The organism is Pseudomonas sp. SDO55104_S430 (genome assembly GCF_054070595.1).
Genome location: NZ_JBSVXG010000133.1, coordinates 1 through 16,489, shown reverse-complemented (window position 1 = coordinate 16,489; position 16,489 = coordinate 1). Strand labels below are relative to the sequence as shown.

Genomic DNA, 16,489 nt, shown 5'->3' with positions numbered 1-16,489 from the left:
TACAAAGGTTACACCGAACCCGTAGGAGCGAGGCTTGCCCGCGAAGGCGCCTTTTCAGACGCCAGATGTATCAAGCCTTCCCGGTAATCTTCCGGTACTTCTCCATCAACTGCTCTTCAGTCTCCGGATGAGCCTCGTCCAGCGGGATGCAATCCACCGGGCAGACCTGCTGGCACTGCGGTTCGTCGTAGTGGCCGACGCACTGTGTGCACAGGTTCGGGTCGATCACGTAGATCTCTTCGCCTTGGGAAATGGCGGCGTTCGGGCATTCGGGTTCGCAGACGTCGCAGTTGATGCAATCGTCGGTGATGATCAGGGACATGCTAACTCCAGCCAGGGCGGCAGGCCCGGGCGCAATAAATCAATGCGCGCAATTGTGCCGCATTGGCGCTGCGGGAGCCAGCTTGCCGGCGACAGACGAGCGGCTGCCGCGCTTTACGAGCCGGCAGCCCCTGCATTTGCGGGATTACTTCTTGAAGCGTTCTTTCAGCGCGTCCGCCACCGCAGGGTGGACGAACTTGGTGATATCGCCGCCCAAGGCTGCGATTTCGCGGACCAGCGTCGAGGAAATGAACGAATAACGCTCGGACGGCGTGAGGAACAGGCTTTCCACGTCCGGGGCCAGTTGCCGGTTCATGTTGGCCAGCTGGAATTCGTATTCGAAGTCCGACACCGCGCGCAGACCACGCAGGAACACGTTGGCGTTCTGCTCCTTGGCGAAATGCGCCAGCAGGGTCGAGAAGCCGACGACTTCAACGTTCGGCAGATGTTTGGTGACCTCGCGGGCCAGTTCAACGCGCTGTTCCAATGGGAACAACGGGTTTTTCTTGGGGCTGGCGGCGACGGCAATGATCACGTGATCGAACAGGCGCGAGGCGCGTTCGACCAGATCGCCATGGCCCTTGGTAATAGGGTCGAAGGTACCTGGGTACAACACTCGGTTCATCGCGGCGTCCTGGCGGGAGTGCGTTGGGGAGTCGGATGGTATCGCAGCCTTACCGGTCGGGAAAGTCGACTGTTGGGTAAGAAAGCACTATAGACGATGGGAATGTTCGTCGTTTTCACGGGTTTTTTAAACGTTCGGCCAGGGAAGTCGCCAGTTGCGCCGTCAGTCCGTAGACCGACAATTGCGGGTTTGCGCCAATGCTGGTGGGGAACAGCGAGCCGTCGTGAATCGACAGGTTGCCCAGCTGATGATGCCGGCCGAGGCTGTCTGCCACGGCGTTCTTCGGGTCCTCACCCATGGCGCAGCCACCCATCACATGGGCGCTGCCCAGCTTCGTGCGGTACAGCTCAAGGCTGAGGCCGTCGATCACTTTGCGCGCTTCGCCCAGGGTTTTCACGTAACCGGCATCGGCGTGCATCGGCATCACCGCCCTGGCGCCACCGGCGAACTGGATCTCGGCCATGCTGTGGAAAGCCCGGCGCAAACCGTCCCAGACATAGGGTGAAACCTGGTAATCGAGGACCGGCGAGCCATCGCCGCGCAGCTCGACGCTACCGCCGGGGCTGTCCGGATGGAAGCCGTCGCGCAGCAACGCGAGCATGGCGTGGGTGTGCGGCAGGTTGGCCATGTGCTGCGCGTTTTCCTGACCGAAACCGCCGAGCAGCGTCGCGGCCAGCGCCGGGTGCAGCGGTGGAACCTCGAGTTTGTAGCCGATCGGGCCGGTGGTGCCGTCCTTCCACTGGAAGTAATCGGAGTAGATGGACTGCGGCGCGCCGTAGAACGGGTTGATCACCTCGTCGAACTGTCCGGCGGACATGTTAACCACATGCAGAAAAGTTCGCTTTCCCAGCCGTTTGTGCGGGTCTGGCGCGTCGGAGCGCAACAACAGCGCCGGGCTGTTGATCCCGCCGCCGGCCAGCACATAGTGCCGTGCCTTGACCGTAACTTTGCGACCAGTAGGCTCGACGCAACGTGCATCCATGGCCACGCATTGCAGCCCGGTGACCTTGTCGCCGCTGATCAGCAGTTTCTCGGCACGGGCCAGGTAGAGCAACTCGCCGCCTTTTTCCAGCGTGGCCGGAATGGTCGTGACCATCATTGATTGCTTGGCGTTGGTCGGGCAGCCCATGCCGCAGTAGCCCAGATTCCAGCAGCCACGCACATTGCGCGGGATGACGTGCCAGCTGTAGCCGAGCTGTTCGCAGCCCTTGCGGATCACGTCGTTGTTGGCGTTGGGCGGGACCATCCAGGGAGCGACCCCCAGGCGTTGCTCCATTTTTTCAAACCACGGCGCCATGTCCGTGGGGCTGTGGCCTTTGACGTCGTGTTCCTTGGCCCAGTGTTCCAGGGTCTGCTGCGGGGTGCGGAAGCTGGAAGTCCAGTTGATCAGCGTAGTGCCGCCAACGGCCCGGCCCTGGAGGATGGTGATCGCGCCGTCCTTGCTCATGCGGCCGATGCCTTCTTGATAGAGACTGGCGTAGGCCTGGTCTTCGAGCAGCTTGAAATCGCTGCTGGTCTTGAGCGGGCCTTCTTCGATCAGCAGCACTTTGTAGCCGCCCGCACTGAGGATTTCCGCCGTGGTCCCGCCGCCGGCGCCGCTGCCGATGATCGCCACATCCGCTTCGAGGGTCAGGTCCTCTGTGAGTTGTGAGCCGTCATGGGTTTTCCAGCCACGGGCCATGCCTTCGCGGAACGGGTCGGGTACGGGCATCTTCGGGATCTCTTCTTATTCTTTGAATATGTGGTTGGGGCGGCTGACGTCTTCGCGGGCAAGCCTCGCTCCTACAAGGAATACACAAACCCCTGTAGGAGCGAGGCTTGCCCGCGAACAGAGCGACTCGGTCTTAAACAGTAGGAGGCCCGGGATACCCGCAATGCACCCACGACTCCCTGCGCCCATACCAGGCCATCATCACCAATTGCACCAACGAGCTATGCCCCATGCGCAACAAACTCAGTGAGCTGTTTTCCCAGCGATTGAGGAAGTGTCGGATAGCGTCGGCGCTGGCATTTTCCCAACTGCCCCAGATACCCGTCAGCGGTCCGCGGGTCACGGCCATCCCCAGCACATCGAACAGTTGCCGAGTCAGCTTGAGCATTTCCGGCGACAGGTGATCGAGGTTGTAGTCCAGGCTTTTCAAGGTGCCATCGACGGCGGCGGGCATGTGTTCGGCGCTCACGGCACCGTCGAGCATCACCGGGATCAGCGCGCGCAGGAACAGCAGGTCACCGCCGCGCAGCGCCGCGAAACCGCTTTCCGGAATGCTCGATGAACAACCGCTCAGACTCGCGCCCAACCCGGCGGTGGCAAGAATGGCGCTGGCGCCCAGGCTGAACTTGAGCAGGCCGCGCCGTGACAGTGCGGGAGTATCGGACAGGCTTTGGTCCATCATTGTTGTTATCCGTTGGCGTCGAGCGTTAGCGAATGAACAGCTTCTGGATCAGTTTCTGAATGGATTTGCCGTAGGGCGGATAAATCAGTTTCGCCGCGTTGAAGCGCTGTTTAATCAGCACGCCCTTGGCCTTGCTGAAGGTCAGGAAACCTTCGTGACCGTGGTAGTGGCCCATGCCCGAAGCGCCGATGCCGCCGAAAGGCATATCGTCCTGGGCAACGTGCAGCAGGGTGTCGTTCAGGCACACGCCACCGGAATGGGTCTCGTGCAGCACGCGCTGCTGTTCGCGCTTGTCGTAGCCGAAGTAATACAGCGCCAGTGGGCGAGGGCGCTGGTTGATGTAGGAAAAGGCCTGATCGAGGTCGCTGTACGGCACGATCGGCAGCAGCGGGCCGAAGATTTCGTCCTGCATCACCGTCATCTCGTCGGTGACATTGAGCAGCAGACTATGCCCCATGCGGCGTCCCTGACCCTGATCGAACAGCGGAATCAGCAGCGCGCCCTTGCTGGTCGCATCGCTCAGGTAGCCGTTGAGCCGCGTCAGTTGTCGGTCATTGATGATGGCGGTGTAGTCCGGGTTGTTCGCCAGTGTCGGATAAAAGCCGCGAACCGCCTGGCGATACGCTTCGACGAACTCACCGATGCGCTCGTCCGGCACCAGCACGTAGTCCGGGGCGACGCAGGTCTGGCCCGCATTGAGGGTCTTGCCGAAAGCGATGCGCTCGGCGGCGTCCTTGAACGGCACGTCACGGGAGACGATGGCCGGGGACTTGCCACCCAGTTCCAGGGTGACGGGGGTCAGGTTCTCCGCCGCCGCGCGCATCACGTGCTTGCCGATGCTGGTGGCGCCGGTGAACAGCAGGTGATCGAAACGCAGCCTGGAGAACGCGACGCCGATATCGGCCTCGCCCAGCACCACGCACACCAGGTCTTCGGGGAAGATGCGCGCCAGCAGCTGCTTCATCAGAAGGCCCGTGGCGGGAGTCGATTCGCTGAGCTTGAGCATCACCCGGTTGCCCGCCGACAGCGCGCCCACCAGCGGGCCGATGGCGAGGTACAACGGGTAGTTCCAGGGCACGATCACCCCGACTACGCCCAGCGGCTGGTAAACCACCTTGGCCGAAGCCGGCTGGAAGGCCACGCCGACCTTGCGCCTTGACGGACGCATCCAGCGCTTGAGGTGGCGGCTGGCGTAGTGAATGTTGTGCAGGCTTGGCATCAATTCGGCGAGCAGGGTTTCATCGGCGCTGCGATTGCTGAAATCCTGGCTGATCGCATCGATCAAGGCCTGGCGTTCGCTGTCGAGCAGATCGCGCAGTGCTTTCAGCCATTGCAGGCGCTGGGCTGCGGGCGGCATCGGGTTGACGGCATAGGCGGCGCGCTGCGCATCGAACTGTGCCTGGAGCTCCGCCAGCGGTTGCTGCAGATCTTGCAAGTAGGAAATTTCAGCAGTCATGGTCGGCTCCGTATTTATTGTAATGAAGCACTTTTTAGAGTCTATGCTCTACAAAGTCAAATGACATACTGGCGCAGCTTTGTTTTATCCATTTCCGGATAGGTCGTAAGATGCCCGTCAACGCACTCTGAATTTAAGCTCAAGCCATGGCCCCACGAATAAAAACCAGCGAGCGCATCGTGCAGAACAGCCTGGAGCTGTTCAATCAACAGGGCGAGCGCAGCATCAGTACCAACCACATTGCTGCCCATATGGAGATTTCTCCGGGCAACCTGTACTACCACTTCCCCAACAAGCAGGCGATCATCGCCGTGCTGTTCAGCGAGTACGAAACGCTGGTGGACAGCTTCCTGCGTCCGCCCCAGGGGCGCGCGGCCACGGTCGAGGACAAGCGCTTCTACCTCAAGGAATTGCTCTCGGCGATGTGGCGCTACCGCTTCCTGCACCGCGACCTCGAGCACTTGCTCGACAGCGACAGCGAACTGGCCGCGCGTTATCGGCGCTTCTCCCAGCGCTGCCTGATTCAGGGCGGGGCCATCTACAAGGGCTTCGTCGCCGCCGGCATCCTGACGATGGACAAGGTGCAGATCGAGTCCCTGACCCTCAATGCCTGGATCATCCTCACCTCCTGGGTGCGCTTTTTGTGCACCACACGGGAAAACTCCAGCCATCTCAGCGAGCAGGCGATCAAACGCGGCGTGTACCAGGTGCTGGTGCTGGAAGCCGGGTTCGTGACGGATCAGGCACGCGATGAGGTCAACGCGCTGTTCGAAGAGTTTTACGTGCCGCTGGCGCAGGCGCTGGAAGAAGTCTCGCGTTAAAAAGTGAAGTAGCATCCAGACCCGGTTTATTCACAGGAGCCCGTTATGCCCATTGCGCAGTTGATCAGCCCGCAAGCGTTGGACCTGAAAAAGGACCAGCCGGGGCTGGTGATTCTTGATTGTCGTTTTGCCCTCGAAGACCCGGACTACGGTCAGCGCAGCTATTCCGAAGGCCATATCGACGGGGCGAGCTTTGCCGATCTGGAGCGGGATCTGAGCGGGAAGGTGGTCAAGGGCGTGACCGGCCGCCACCCGTTGCCGGAGCCGGCCGAGCTGATCGAACGCCTGCAGGCCTGGGGCATCGACAACGACAGTGAAGTGGTTTTGTACGACGACGGCCCCGGTGCCTACGCGGCGCGGGCCTGGTGGGTGCTGGCGTGGCTGGGCAAGCGCGAGGGTGTGTTCATCCTCGATGGCGGGCTCAAGGCTTGGCACGCGGCGGGTCTGCCGTTGAGTCTCGATGCGCCCACGATCGAGCGCGGCAGCTTCAGCGGAACCCCGGACAACTCGCTGTTGCTCAGTGCCGAGCAATTGCAGAAACGTCTGAGTCGACCGGAACTGACCCTGATCGACGCCCGTGCCTTGCCGCGTTTCAAGGGTGAAGTCGAGCCGATCGACCCGGTGGCCGGGCATATTCCCGGCGCGCAATGCGCGGCGTTCACCGACAATCTGGGCGCCGACGGGCGCTTCCTGCCGGCCGATCAGCTCAAGCAGCGTTTCGCTCAGAAGCTGGCGGGGCGTTCACCGGATGATCTGGTGGCGTACTGCGGTTCCGGCGTGACGGCCTGCCACAACCTGTTCGCGCTGTGCCTGGCGGGTTATCCGTTGGGGGCGTTGTATGCGGGGTCGTGGAGTGAGTGGATCAACGATCCGACGCGCGGGATCGCGACGGGCGAGTAATTTTTCAAGATTTCGTTTCTAAAGCCGTGCGCTGCGATAGGCTCCCGGCCCCACTCCGTACACCTGCTTGAACTGCCGGCTCAGGTGACTCTGGTCGGCAAATCCCAGCTGCATGGCGACTTCCAGCGGCAAACACCCTCCTTGCAACAAGGTCCGCGCCCGGGCGATGCGCTGCTGCATCAGCCAGGTGTGCGGCGGCATGCCGGTGGCGCGGCGGAATACGCGGGCGAAATGGAAGGGCGACAGATTGACCGCCGCCGCCAGTTCTTCCAGCGAAGGCGGCGCCGCCAGTTGTGCGTGCAACAACTCTTTGGCCCGGGTGACCGCCCGATGCTCCTTGCCCGGCTTGCCGGCTTCGCCCACCGCCGCATGACGCTGCAGCAGCGACAACGTCAGTTCACGCCAGGCCGTCTGCTGTTGCAGGGCGGTGGCCGGGCTTTCCAGCAGACGATGCAATTGGCAGAAGCCGCTCACCAGGTCCGGGTCGCGGTAGAGCGTGGCGCCGAACATCGGCAGGTGGTGGGTCGGCAGTTCGAGTTCGGCCAGCAGCGAGGTGATCTGCTGGCTGTCCGGATAAAACGCCCGATACAGCCATCCGTCTTCCGTGCCCTTGTGGCCGGTGTGCAGTTCATCGGGGTTGATCAGCACCAGGGTGCCGCTACCCGCCAGATGTTCGGCGCCGCGATAGCGGTAGCGCTGGGCGCCGGCCATGATCATGCCGATCACGTAACCGTCGTGCACATGGGGCGCGAAGCGATGGTCGATGTAGCGCGCCGACAGCAGTTCGATCCCGGCCAATGGCGCGGTTTGCCAGAAGTGGATCGACTCGCCCTGATTGACGTCCATGACCTATGTCAGCCCTACAGAGCTGAGCCATTGCGGAATCCGCCGCTCAAGGTAGTAACCCGGCTGCCTGACCGAACCGTCGACGAATCCCACATGCCCGCCCCGGGCTTGCAACTCGAATTGCGTGGAGGTCGACAGCTCTTCGGCCTGCGGCAGGCTGTGGGGAAACACGAAGGGGTCGTCGGCGGCCTGGATGATCAGGGTCGGGGTGCGGATTTTGCCCAGGAAATAGCGGCTCGACGCCCGGCGGTAGTAGTCCTCGGCATCGAGGAAGCCATTGAGCGGCGCCGTCACCCGGCCATCGAAATCCCAGAAAGTGCGCAGGTTCTCCAGCGAGCCCAGGGCCGCCAGCGCCGCCAGACCATCTTCACGGCCGTCATGCTGGAACTGGCGCTGCTTGTTTTTGATGTAGGCCAGCATCTCGCGCATGAAGTGCGCCTGATAGACCTTGGAAAAGCCCTGGCCGATGCGGTCGGCGCACTGGTCCAGACGAAACGGCACCGACACCGCCACGGCGCCGAGCACACCGCTGTCACTGCCGGTTTCGCCCAGATGCTTGAGCAGGACATTGCCACCCAGCGAATAACCCACCGCGTACAGCGGTGCCAGTGGCCGCTTGGCCCGCAGATGGCTGATGGTTTCGGCCAGGTCTTCGCTGGCGCCGGAATGGTAGCTGCGTGGCAGCAGGTTGGGTTCGCCCGAGCAGCCGCGCCAGTTCAGCGCGACGCTGGCCCAGCCGCGATCGCCCAAGGCCTTCTGCATGCCGGCCACATAAGGCGAGTTCGACGAGCCCGTGAGGCCGTGCAGCACCAGCACCAAAGGCGCTTCGGCGCTGTGCGGGCCGTGCCAGTCGAGGTCGAGGAAGTCACCGTCTTCAAGCCACAGGCGCTCGCGTTCGCGCTCGATATGGGTGGTCTTGCGCCACAGCGGTCCCCACAAGGTCTGCAAGTGCGGGTTGCCGAGGCCGAAGGCGGGAGTGAAGCGTTCTGACGGATGGGACACGATTGCTCTCGAAGCAGCAACGCGCACCCGGATCGAGGTGCGCGCCTTGTACAGACCGGCCGATCAGCCGGCGATCTCTGCCATACGTTGCCACAACGAATAATAGACCTGCCCGGATTTTTGCTCCCGGTGCAGGCGCCAGTTGCCGGGCAGACTGAGGGTCGAGGGGGCGGTTTCGCTCTCGGTGTAGACCCAGGCGTCCTCGGCCAGCCACTGGCGCTCTTCGAGCAGCTTGCACACGGCCGGCAGCAGGTCCTGGTGGAACGGCGGGTCGAGGAACACCAGGTCATAGGCGACGGCCGGCTGGGTTTCCAGATAACGCAGGGCATCAGCGGTCTGCACATGACCGTTGGTGCAGCGCAGGGTGCCCAGGTGCTCCTTGAGGGCGGATACCGCGAGGCTGCTGGCATCCAGCGCCTGCCCCGTGGAGGCACCACGGGACAGGGCTTCGAGGAACAGCGCGCCACTGCCGGCGAACGGGTCGAACACCTTGGCGCCGGGCACGTAGGGGGCGAGCCAGTTGAACAGGGTTTCACGCACCCGGTCCGGTGTCGGGCGCAGGCCTGGGGCATCGGGGAAGCTCAGTTTGCGGCTGCGCCATTCGCCGCCGATGATGCGCAGCTGGTTCACGCCGTTGTGCTGTCTTGGGGCAGGTTTTTTCGCACGAGTGGCCATTAATGCTCCGGAACCCCGAGCGGTTGCTCGGCAGGTTTATCAGATGGGGCCGGTAACGGCTTTTGCGGCACGGTCGGGCCAGCGCTGACGATGACCATTTTGTCCGTGCTCAAGTGTTTGTTCAGCGCATCCCTGACCTGTTCGACGGTGAGGTTCTGCGACTGCTGCATGAAGTCTTCCAGATGACTCAATGGCAGATTGTAGAAGCCGATCGCACCCAGCTGGCCGACGATATCGGCGTTGCTGGCGGTGGACAGCGGGAAGCTGCCGGCCAGTTCGCGCTTGGCGTCGTCGAGTTCCTTCTGGGTCGGGCCGGTCTTGAGGTAGTCGGCGAGCACGTCCTGCACCAGCTTCAGGGTACCTTCGCTCATCTCGGCGCGGGTCTGCAGGTTGATCATGAACGGGCCGCGCGCCTGCATCGGGGTGAAACCCGAATACACGCCATAGGCCAAACCACGTTTCTCGCGCACTTCGCTCATCAGGCGCGTGCCGAAACCGCCGCCGCCCAGGATCTGGTTGCCCATGGACAGGGCCGCGTAATCCGGATCGTCACGGTCGATGCCCAGTTGCGCGAGCATCAGGTTGGTCTGCTTGGACGGAAACTCGATGTGCCCGATGCTGGCCTTGGGTTCGGTCGGTTGCGCGATCTTCGGCAGGGCCGGGCCTTTTGGCAGCGCGGCGGAAACCTGGGCGGCAATGGCTTCGGCCTCGGCGCGGGACAGGTCGCCGACCAGCGCGATCACCACGTTGCCGGCGGCATAGGCTTTCTGGTGGAACGCCCGCAGTTGCGCCAGGGTGACGGCCGGAACGCTCTTGGCCGTGCCATCGCTGGCGTGGGCGTACGGATGATCGCCATACAGGCGGTTCATCAGCTCCAGGCTGGCCAGTTTGCCGGGGTTCTGTTTCTGGTATTCGAAGCCGGCGAGCATCTGGTTCTTGATGCGGGCGAAGGAGTCTTCGGGGAAGGTTGGCTTGCCGACGACTTCAGCGAACAGCTTGAGCGCCGGTTCGCGCTTGTCCGCGGCACTGAGGCTGCGCAGGGAAGCGACCGCCATGTCCTTGTAGGCACCGTTGCCGAAGTCGGCACCCAGGCCTTCGAAGCCCTGGGCGATGGCGCTGACATCCTTGCCGGCCACGCCTTCGTTGAGCATGGCGTTGGTCAGCAGGGCCAGGCCTGGAGCGTCGCCGTCCTGGCTGCTGCCGGCGGCGAAGATCAGGCGCATGTCGAACATCGGCAGTTCACGGGCTTCGACGAACAGCACCTTGGCGCCTTCGGCGGTGTTCCAGGTCTGTACGTCGAGCTTGCGGTGGCTCGGTGCCTTGCCGTTGAGTTCGGCCAGCGATTGCAGCTTCTGGCTGGCCTTGGCCTTGTCCAGGGCTTCACTGGCGACGGTGTCGCCGGTCTTGGTGAAATAGAAGGCAGCCGAGCCGATCAGGGCCACGGCGACCAGGCCGAGCAAGGCGCGGCGCGGTTTCTTGTGATCACTCATGAGGCGTCTCCTCCGGCAGTACATGGGCGACGCTGAGACGTTCGCGGGTGAAATACAGCTTGGCGGCGTTCTGGATGTCTTGCGGGGTCACGCTTTCCAGGTCGGCAAGTTCGGTGTCCATCAGTTTCCAGGACAGGCCGACGGTCTCCAGCTGGCCGATGGCGGTGGCCTGGCTTGTGATCGAATCACGCTCGTACACCAGGCCGGCGATGACTTGGGCGCGTACACGCTCGAGTTCTTCGGCGGACGGCGCGGTGGTTTTCAGCTGTTCGAGCAGCTTCCACAAACCGGCTTCGGCCTGGGCCATGGTCTTTTTCTTCTGGCTGTTGGGCGTGGCCGACAGGGTGAACAGGCTGTCGCCGCGGGTGTAGGCGTCGTAGCTCGACGAGCCGCCGGACACCAGCTCCTCGCCGCGCTCCAGTTGCGTCGGGATGCGCGCACTGTAGCCGCCGTCGAGCAGGGCCGAGATCAGGCGCAGGGCGTTGACCGAGCGCTTGTCTTCGGCGGTGGCGATGCTCGGCACGTTGAACGCCAGCATCAGGCTGGGCAGCTGGGTCTTCACGTGCAGGGTGATCTGGCGTTCGCCGGGTTCGGCCAGTTCCAGCGGGATCTTTGCCGGCGGCACATCGCGTCTGGCGATCGGGCCAAAGTAGCGCTGGGCCAGGGCTTTGACTTCGTCCGGGGTCACGTCGCCGACTACCACCAGGGTGGCGTTGTTCGGCACGTACCAGGATTCATACCAGTGGCGCAGTTCCTCGACTTTCATGCGGTCCAGGTCCGCCATCCAGCCGATGGTCGGCGTGTGGTAGCCGCTGGCGGGGTAGGCCATGGCCTTGAAGCGCTCGTAGGCCTTGGACATCGGCTTGTCGTCGGTGCGCAGGCGGCGCTCTTCCTTGATCACTTCGATCTCGCGGGCGAACTCGTCAGGCGGCAGGCGCAGGCTGGCCATGCGGTCGGCTTCCAGTTCGAAGGCCACGCCCAGGCGGTCGCGGGCCAGCACCTGGTAATAGGCGGTGAAGTCATCGCTGGTGAAGGCGTTCTCTTCGGCGCCGAGGTCGCGCAGGATCAGCGACGCTTCGCCGGGGCCGACTTTCTCGCTGCCCTTGAACATCATGTGTTCCAGGGCGTGGGACAGGCCGGTCTGACCCGGCGTCTCGTAGCTGGACCCGACTTTGTACCAGACCTGGGAAACCACCACCGGCGCGCGATGGTCTTCGCGCACGACGACCTTCAAGCCGTTGTCGAGGGTGAATTCGTGGGTGGGTTGCGGATCGGCAGCCAGGGCCGAGAGGGGCAGACAAACTGTGCTGAGCAGCAGGCCTGCGGCGCGGCGGGCTAGAGCATTCATTCGTTTTTAACCTGTTGGGCTGCCCGCTTGGTCTTAGCGTCTGCGGGCGAGAGGGTGCTAGGATACTGATCCGTTTTAGCGGCGGCCACGCCTATCAGGCCTTTATGCTTGATCAGGTTGAATGGGTTTGCGACGAAAGGTGGATATTTATCAACCGATTTCTGCTTTTTCGCCGATTTTGCTGCTTTAGTCCATTGAGAAATCGATTCCTTGAGGCGCCGATCAGCACCTCGACAAAATGTTGCGCGTGAACAAGCTCGCTCAATCGCAGTCTGTTCTGCATCGAATATTTATTACCGGGGCGCCCCTTGGCGCGTCGCTACCGTGAGATAGCCGTCCTCCATGTTTGGTTCCAACGACGACAAGAAGACTCCAGCTGCGGCTGGCGAGAAAAAAAGCCTGTTCGGATGGCTGCGCAAAAAGCCGCAGGAACCCGTCGTCGAACAGCCCCAGCCAATTCCCGAGCCGGCTCCCGCGCCGGTTGTAGAAGCAGCAGAACCGGCACCTGTGGTATTGCCGATCGCGGAGCCGGTGCTCCAGCCGGTGGTCGAAGCAGAGCCTGCCGTTGCCGTCGAACAGCCTTTGACGCCAGCCTCCGAGCCATGGCTGACCTTGCCGGTGGCGGAAGAGCCGGTGGCCCTGGTCGAGGATGACCAGGCACCGCACGTTACCCCGCCAATTCCCGCGCCGAGCGCGTTTGCACCTGAGCCGGTTCAGGCGCCGGTCGCAGCGCCCGTTGTCCAAGCCGAGCCTGTTCCTGTTGCTCCCGAGCCTGTCGTTCCTGCCTTCGTGGCCCCGCCAGCGCCGGTTGTTCAAGCGCCCGCGCCCGTAGCCGCTGCCCCTGTCGCTCCCGTCGAAGTGCCTGTCGAAAAGCCAGCCGAGCCACCGCGCGTCGAAGAAGCCAAAACCGGTTTCTTTGCCCGCCTCAAGCAAGGCCTTTCCAAAACCAGCGCCAGCATCGGCGAAGGCATGGCCAGCCTGTTCCTGGGCAAGAAAGCCATCGATGACGAGCTGCTCGATGATCTCGAAACCCGCCTGCTGACCGCCGACGTTGGTGTCGAGGCCACCTCGGTGATCATCCAGCGCCTGACCCAGAAGGTCGCGCGTAAAGAACTCGCCGATTCCGATGCGCTGTACAAATCCTTGCAGGGCGAGCTGGCGGCAATGCTCAAGCCTGTCGAGCAACCGCTGAAAATCCACTCGCAGAACAAGCCGTTCGTGATTCTCGTCGTCGGCGTCAACGGCGCCGGCAAGACCACCACCATCGGCAAGCTTGCGAAGAAGCTGCAGCTGGAAGGCAAGAAAGTCATGCTGGCCGCCGGCGACACCTTCCGCGCCGCGGCAGTGGAGCAATTGCAGGTCTGGGGCGAGCGCAACAAGATCCCGGTCATCGCCCAGCACACCGGCGCCGATTCGGCTTCGGTGATCTTCGACGCCGTGCAGGCCGCCAAGGCCCGTGGCATCGACGTGCTGATCGCCGACACCGCCGGTCGTCTGCACACCAAAGACAACCTGATGGAAGAGCTGAAGAAGGTTCGCCGGGTGATCGGCAAGCTCGATGCAGACGCGCCGCACGAAGTGCTGCTGGTGCTCGATGCCGGTACTGGTCAGAACGCCATCAACCAGGCCAAGCAATTCAACCAGACCGTCGAACTGACGGGCCTGGCGCTGACCAAGCTCGACGGTACCGCCAAGGGCGGGGTGATTTTCGCCCTGGCCAAGCAGTTCGGCCTGCCGATCCGCTATATCGGTGTCGGTGAAGGCATCGACGATTTGCGCACTTTTGAAGCTGAACCCTTTGTCCAGGCACTGTTTGCCGAGCGGGAGCGTTCATGATTCGTTTCGAACAGGTCGGTAAGCGCTATCCGAACGGTCACGTCGGCTTGCATGAGCTGAGCTTTCGAGTCCGTCGTGGCGAGTTTCTGTTTGTCACCGGCCATTCCGGCGCCGGTAAAAGCACCCTGTTGCGGCTGTTGCTGGCCATGGAGCGCCCGACCAGCGGCAAGCTGCTGCTCGCCGGGCAGGACCTGAGCACCATCAGCAATGCGCAGATTCCGTTTCTGCGCCGGCAGATCGGCGTGGTGTTCCAGAACCACCAGTTGCTGTTCGATCGCACCGTGTTCAACAACGTCGCGCTGCCGTTGCAGATTCTCGGCCTGTCCAAGGTCGAAGTCGCCAAGCGCGTGGATTCGGCCCTGGAGCGCGTTGCGCTGTCGGACAAGGCCGATCTGTATCCCGGCGATCTGTCCACCGGTCAGCAACAGCGCGTCGGCATCGCCCGCGCTATCGTTCACCGCCCGGCATTGCTGCTGGCGGACGAACCGACCGGTAACCTCGACCCGCGTCTGGCGGCGGAAATCATGGGCGTGTTCGAAGATATCAACCGCCTGGGCACCAGCGTGCTGATCGCCAGTCACGACCTGGCACTGATTGCGCGTATGCGCCACCGCATGCTGACCTTGCAGCGCGGTCGATTGATCGGCGACGGGGAGGCCGGGGTATGAGTGCGACACGCAGTCCAAAGGTTTCCGAGCGAGTGGCCCCCAAGGCCGCCGATCCGCAGCCAGCCAAGAAAAAACACGACGACGATGACGGCCCGGATTTCGCCACGCTGTTCCGCGCCTGGATCGAAAGCCATCGCGCCAGCATGGCGGACAGCCTGCGCCGCCTGGGCAAGCAGCCCATCGGCAGCTTTTTCACCTGCATGGTGATGGCGGTGGCCCTGAGTCTGCCCATGGGGCTGTCACTTTTGCTGAGCAACGTCGAGCGTCTCGGCGGTTCCTGGCAGCGTGCGGCGCAGATTTCCCTGTACCTGCAACTCGAAGCCAGTCCGACGGAAGGCGAAGCGCTGCGCGAGCAGATCAAGGGCATGCCTGGCGTGGCCGACGCGGAGTACGTGGGTCGCGATCAGGCGTTGGAAGAGTTCCAGCAGCAGTCCGGTCTGGGTGATGCACTCAAGGAGTTGCCGGAAAACCCGCTGCCCGGCGTGGTGCTGGTGACGCCGAAGGAAGTCGACAAGTCGACGCTTGAAGCATTAAGACAACAACTTTCCGAATTGCCCAAGGTACAGCAGGCGCAGCTTGATCTAGTCTGGGTCGAGCGTCTGGCAGCCATCCTCAAGCTGGGCGACCGATTTGTCTTCGGTCTGACCGTGCTTCTGGTTTCCGCATTACTTTTGGTGATAGGCAATACCATTCGTCTTCATATTGAAAACCGCCGCACAGAGATAGAAGTGATTAAACTCGTCGGCGGCACTGACAGCTATGTGCGCAGGCCCTTCCTCTATATGGGCGCGCTGTATGGCTTTGGTGCGGGGATTCTTTCCTGGGGCGTATTGGCGTTCGGCCTTGACTGGCTGAACGATGCGGTAGTGGGACTGGCCGGTTTGTACGGCAGTGATTTTGCGCTGGCCGGCGTGCCGGTCGCCGATGGTCTGTCTCTCTTGCTTGGCGCGGTACTGTTGGGGTATATCGGTGCATGGATTGCAGTCGCCCGTCATTTGCGGGAGCTTGCACCCAAGTAATGTCATTTTGCTCGTATTGACCTTTCATTTTTTATGGGAACTTGTTCTTCGGTTTCCGGTCAATTCTGGCAGTGCTTAACGGCACGAGTTTGTAAGTCGGAGGTTTTTTCGTATGACCAATTCTTTGCAACCTGCATATGCTCTGGTCCCGGGTGCGAACCTGGAGGCCTATGTGCACACCGTCAACAGCATTCCATTGCTGTCGCCGGAGCAGGAGCGTGAACTGGCCGAGAGTCTCTATTATGAGCAGGATCTTGAGGCGGCTCGGCAGATGGTGCTCGCCCACTTGCGTTTTGTCGTACATATCGCCCGTAGCTATTCCGGCTACGGTCTGGCTCAGGCTGACCTGATCCAGGAAGGCAACGTCGGCCTGATGAAGGCCGTGAAGCGTTTCAACCCGGAAATGGGCGTGCGTCTGGTTTCGTTCGCCGTGCACTGGATCAAGGCTGAAATCCACGAATTCATCCTGCGCAACTGGCGCATCGTGAAAGTGGCCACCACCAAGGCCCAGCGCAAGCTGTTCTTCAACCTGCGCAGCCAGAAGAAGCGTCTGGCGTGGCTGAACAACGAAGAAGTGCATCGCGTGGCCGAAAGCCTCGGCGTCGAGCCGCGGGAAGTGCGCGAGATGGAAAGTCGCCTGACCGGCCATGACATGGCTTTCGACCCGGCTGCCGAAGCCGACGACGACAGCGCTTTCCAATCGCCGGCCAACTACCTGGAAGACCACCGGTACGACCCGGCCCGTCAACTGGAAGATGCCGACTGGAGCGACAACTCCAACCACAACCTGCACGAAGCGCTGGAAGTGCTGGACGACCGCAGCCGTGACATCCTCTACCAGCGCTGGCTGGCAGAAGAAAAAGCCACGCTGCACGACCTGGCGCAGAAGTACAACGTGTCGGCCGAGCGTATTCGTCAGCTTGAAAAAAGCGCGATGAACAAGCTCAAGTTGTCGATCGCCGCGTAAGCGGTGGGATGGCAATAAAAAACGCCCCGATCATTGATCGGGGCGTTTTTGTTTGTGCCTGTTTTCTGCCGAAGCCGACCCTTGTGGGAGCGAGCCTGCTCGCGATTGCGTCGGGTCAGGCG

16 protein-coding genes are annotated in these 16,489 nt (G+C 62.3%); 6 read left to right on the top strand and 10 right to left on the bottom strand.

Features of this window, described 5'->3' with window-relative positions:
- Positions 1–70: 70 nt before the first annotated feature.
- The 5 genes from ACW9JE_RS20735 to ACW9JE_RS20715 form a co-directional block, all read right to left on the bottom strand.
- On the bottom strand, positions 71–322 hold the full coding sequence (locus ACW9JE_RS20735) for a YfhL family 4Fe-4S dicluster ferredoxin (protein ID WP_003195146.1): 252 nt from the start codon (positions 320–322) through the stop codon (positions 71–73).
- A gap of 144 nt (positions 323–466) precedes the next feature.
- Positions 467–946, bottom strand: a complete 480-nt coding sequence (gene coaD, locus ACW9JE_RS20730) for a pantetheine-phosphate adenylyltransferase (RefSeq protein ID WP_085723843.1) — start codon at positions 944–946, stop codon at positions 467–469.
- Positions 947–1,061: 115 nt separating this feature from the next.
- Complete coding sequence (locus ACW9JE_RS20725; RefSeq protein WP_457433787.1) at positions 1,062–2,657, bottom strand: GMC family oxidoreductase N-terminal domain-containing protein; 1,596 nt, start codon at positions 2,655–2,657, stop codon at positions 1,062–1,064.
- Between the two features lie 133 nt (positions 2,658–2,790).
- Positions 2,791–3,336, bottom strand: coding sequence for a twin-arginine translocation pathway signal protein (locus tag ACW9JE_RS20720; protein WP_457433788.1), 546 nt, complete (start codon positions 3,334–3,336; stop codon positions 2,791–2,793).
- 28 nt (positions 3,337–3,364) lie between these two features.
- Positions 3,365–4,795 carry a coniferyl aldehyde dehydrogenase gene (locus ACW9JE_RS20715; protein WP_457433786.1) on the bottom strand — a complete coding sequence of 477 codons (1,431 nt, stop codon included), beginning with the start codon at positions 4,793–4,795 and terminating at the stop codon, positions 3,365–3,367.
- Between the two features lie 146 nt (positions 4,796–4,941).
- On the opposite strand from ACW9JE_RS20715, the gene ACW9JE_RS20710 reads away from it, so the two are divergent.
- Both ACW9JE_RS20710 and ACW9JE_RS20705 read left to right on the top strand, forming a co-directional pair.
- The gene (locus ACW9JE_RS20710) at positions 4,942–5,616 is read left to right on the top strand and encodes a TetR/AcrR family transcriptional regulator (protein ID WP_224538948.1); all 675 of its coding nucleotides are present in this window, start codon (positions 4,942–4,944) and stop codon (positions 5,614–5,616) included.
- Between the two features lie 45 nt (positions 5,617–5,661).
- Positions 5,662–6,516 (top strand): sulfurtransferase, encoded by an 855-nt coding sequence (locus tag ACW9JE_RS20705; protein WP_457433785.1) that lies wholly within the window; start codon positions 5,662–5,664, stop codon positions 6,514–6,516.
- Between the two features lie 18 nt (positions 6,517–6,534).
- On the opposite strand, the gene ACW9JE_RS20700 is transcribed toward ACW9JE_RS20705, so the two are convergent.
- From ACW9JE_RS20700 to ACW9JE_RS20680, 5 genes are all read right to left on the bottom strand, one after another.
- Positions 6,535–7,362 (bottom strand): AraC family transcriptional regulator, encoded by an 828-nt coding sequence (locus ACW9JE_RS20700; RefSeq protein ID WP_224538951.1) that lies wholly within the window; start codon positions 7,360–7,362, stop codon positions 6,535–6,537.
- Between the two features lie 3 nt (positions 7,363–7,365).
- Positions 7,366–8,364 carry a hydrolase gene (locus ACW9JE_RS20695; RefSeq protein ID WP_457433784.1) on the bottom strand — a complete coding sequence of 333 codons (999 nt, stop codon included), beginning with the start codon at positions 8,362–8,364 and terminating at the stop codon, positions 7,366–7,368.
- 63 nt (positions 8,365–8,427) lie between these two features.
- Entirely contained in the window at positions 8,428–9,039 is a 612-nt protein-coding gene (gene rsmD, locus ACW9JE_RS20690) for a 16S rRNA (guanine(966)-N(2))-methyltransferase RsmD (protein WP_457433783.1), read from the bottom strand.
- On the bottom strand, positions 9,039–10,529 hold the full coding sequence (locus ACW9JE_RS20685) for a M16 family metallopeptidase (protein ID WP_457433782.1): 1,491 nt from the start codon (positions 10,527–10,529) through the stop codon (positions 9,039–9,041). The genes rsmD and ACW9JE_RS20685 overlap by 1 nt, the downstream gene beginning before the upstream one ends.
- Positions 10,522–11,877 carry a M16 family metallopeptidase gene (locus tag ACW9JE_RS20680; RefSeq protein ID WP_224538960.1) on the bottom strand — a complete coding sequence of 452 codons (1,356 nt, stop codon included), beginning with the start codon at positions 11,875–11,877 and terminating at the stop codon, positions 10,522–10,524. Before ACW9JE_RS20680 ends, ACW9JE_RS20685 begins: the two co-directional genes overlap by 8 nt.
- A 342-nt stretch (positions 11,878–12,219) precedes the next feature.
- Between ACW9JE_RS20680 and ftsY the strand changes: the two genes are divergently transcribed.
- The 4 genes from ftsY (at position 12,220) to rpoH (ending at position 16,367) form a co-directional block, all read left to right on the top strand.
- The gene (gene ftsY, locus ACW9JE_RS20675) at positions 12,220–13,713 is read left to right on the top strand and encodes a signal recognition particle-docking protein FtsY (RefSeq protein ID WP_457433781.1); all 1,494 of its coding nucleotides are present in this window, start codon (positions 12,220–12,222) and stop codon (positions 13,711–13,713) included.
- A complete protein-coding gene (gene ftsE, locus ACW9JE_RS20670; protein ID WP_175376693.1) occupies positions 13,710–14,381 on the top strand; it encodes a cell division ATP-binding protein FtsE in 672 nt (223 codons plus the stop codon). Before ftsY ends, ftsE begins: the two co-directional genes overlap by 4 nt.
- Complete coding sequence (gene ftsX / locus ACW9JE_RS20665; protein WP_224538964.1) at positions 14,378–15,400, top strand: permease-like cell division protein FtsX; 1,023 nt, start codon at positions 14,378–14,380, stop codon at positions 15,398–15,400. The genes ftsE and ftsX overlap by 4 nt, the downstream gene beginning before the upstream one ends.
- Before the next feature lie 112 nt (positions 15,401–15,512).
- On the top strand, positions 15,513–16,367 hold the full coding sequence (gene rpoH, locus ACW9JE_RS20660; RefSeq protein WP_110965350.1) for an RNA polymerase sigma factor RpoH: 855 nt from the start codon (positions 15,513–15,515) through the stop codon (positions 16,365–16,367).
- Positions 16,368–16,489: the final 122 nt, after the last annotated feature.

Bases quoted from the DNA above. Each gene is read 5' to 3' on its own strand.
- ACW9JE_RS20735 (WP_003195146.1), bottom strand. From the start codon at position 322: ATGTCCCTGATCATCACCGACGATTGCATCAACTGCGACGTCTGCGAA.
- coaD (WP_085723843.1), bottom strand. From the start codon at position 946: ATGAACCGAGTGTTGTACCCAGGTACCTTCGACCCTATTACCAAGGGC.
- ACW9JE_RS20725 (WP_457433787.1), bottom strand. From the start codon at position 2,657: ATGCCCGTACCCGACCCGTTCCGCGAAGGCATGGCCCGTGGCTGGAAA.
- ACW9JE_RS20720 (WP_457433788.1), bottom strand. From the start codon at position 3,336: ATGGACCAAAGCCTGTCCGATACTCCCGCACTGTCACGGCGCGGCCTG.
- ACW9JE_RS20715 (WP_457433786.1), bottom strand. From the start codon at position 4,795: ATGACTGCTGAAATTTCCTACTTGCAAGATCTGCAGCAACCGCTGGCG.
- ACW9JE_RS20710 (WP_224538948.1), top strand. From the start codon at position 4,942: ATGGCCCCACGAATAAAAACCAGCGAGCGCATCGTGCAGAACAGCCTG.
- ACW9JE_RS20705 (WP_457433785.1), top strand. From the start codon at position 5,662: ATGCCCATTGCGCAGTTGATCAGCCCGCAAGCGTTGGACCTGAAAAAG.
- ACW9JE_RS20700 (WP_224538951.1), bottom strand. From the start codon at position 7,362: ATGGACGTCAATCAGGGCGAGTCGATCCACTTCTGGCAAACCGCGCCA.
- rsmD (WP_457433783.1), bottom strand. From the start codon at position 9,039: ATGGCCACTCGTGCGAAAAAACCTGCCCCAAGACAGCACAACGGCGTG.
- ACW9JE_RS20685 (WP_457433782.1), bottom strand. From the start codon at position 10,529: ATGAGTGATCACAAGAAACCGCGCCGCGCCTTGCTCGGCCTGGTCGCC.
- ACW9JE_RS20680 (WP_224538960.1), bottom strand. From the start codon at position 11,877: ATGAATGCTCTAGCCCGCCGCGCCGCAGGCCTGCTGCTCAGCACAGTT.
- ftsY (WP_457433781.1), top strand. From the start codon at position 12,220: ATGTTTGGTTCCAACGACGACAAGAAGACTCCAGCTGCGGCTGGCGAG.
- ftsE (WP_175376693.1), top strand. From the start codon at position 13,710: ATGATTCGTTTCGAACAGGTCGGTAAGCGCTATCCGAACGGTCACGTC.
- ftsX (WP_224538964.1), top strand. From the start codon at position 14,378: ATGAGTGCGACACGCAGTCCAAAGGTTTCCGAGCGAGTGGCCCCCAAG.
- rpoH (WP_110965350.1), top strand. From the start codon at position 15,513: ATGACCAATTCTTTGCAACCTGCATATGCTCTGGTCCCGGGTGCGAAC.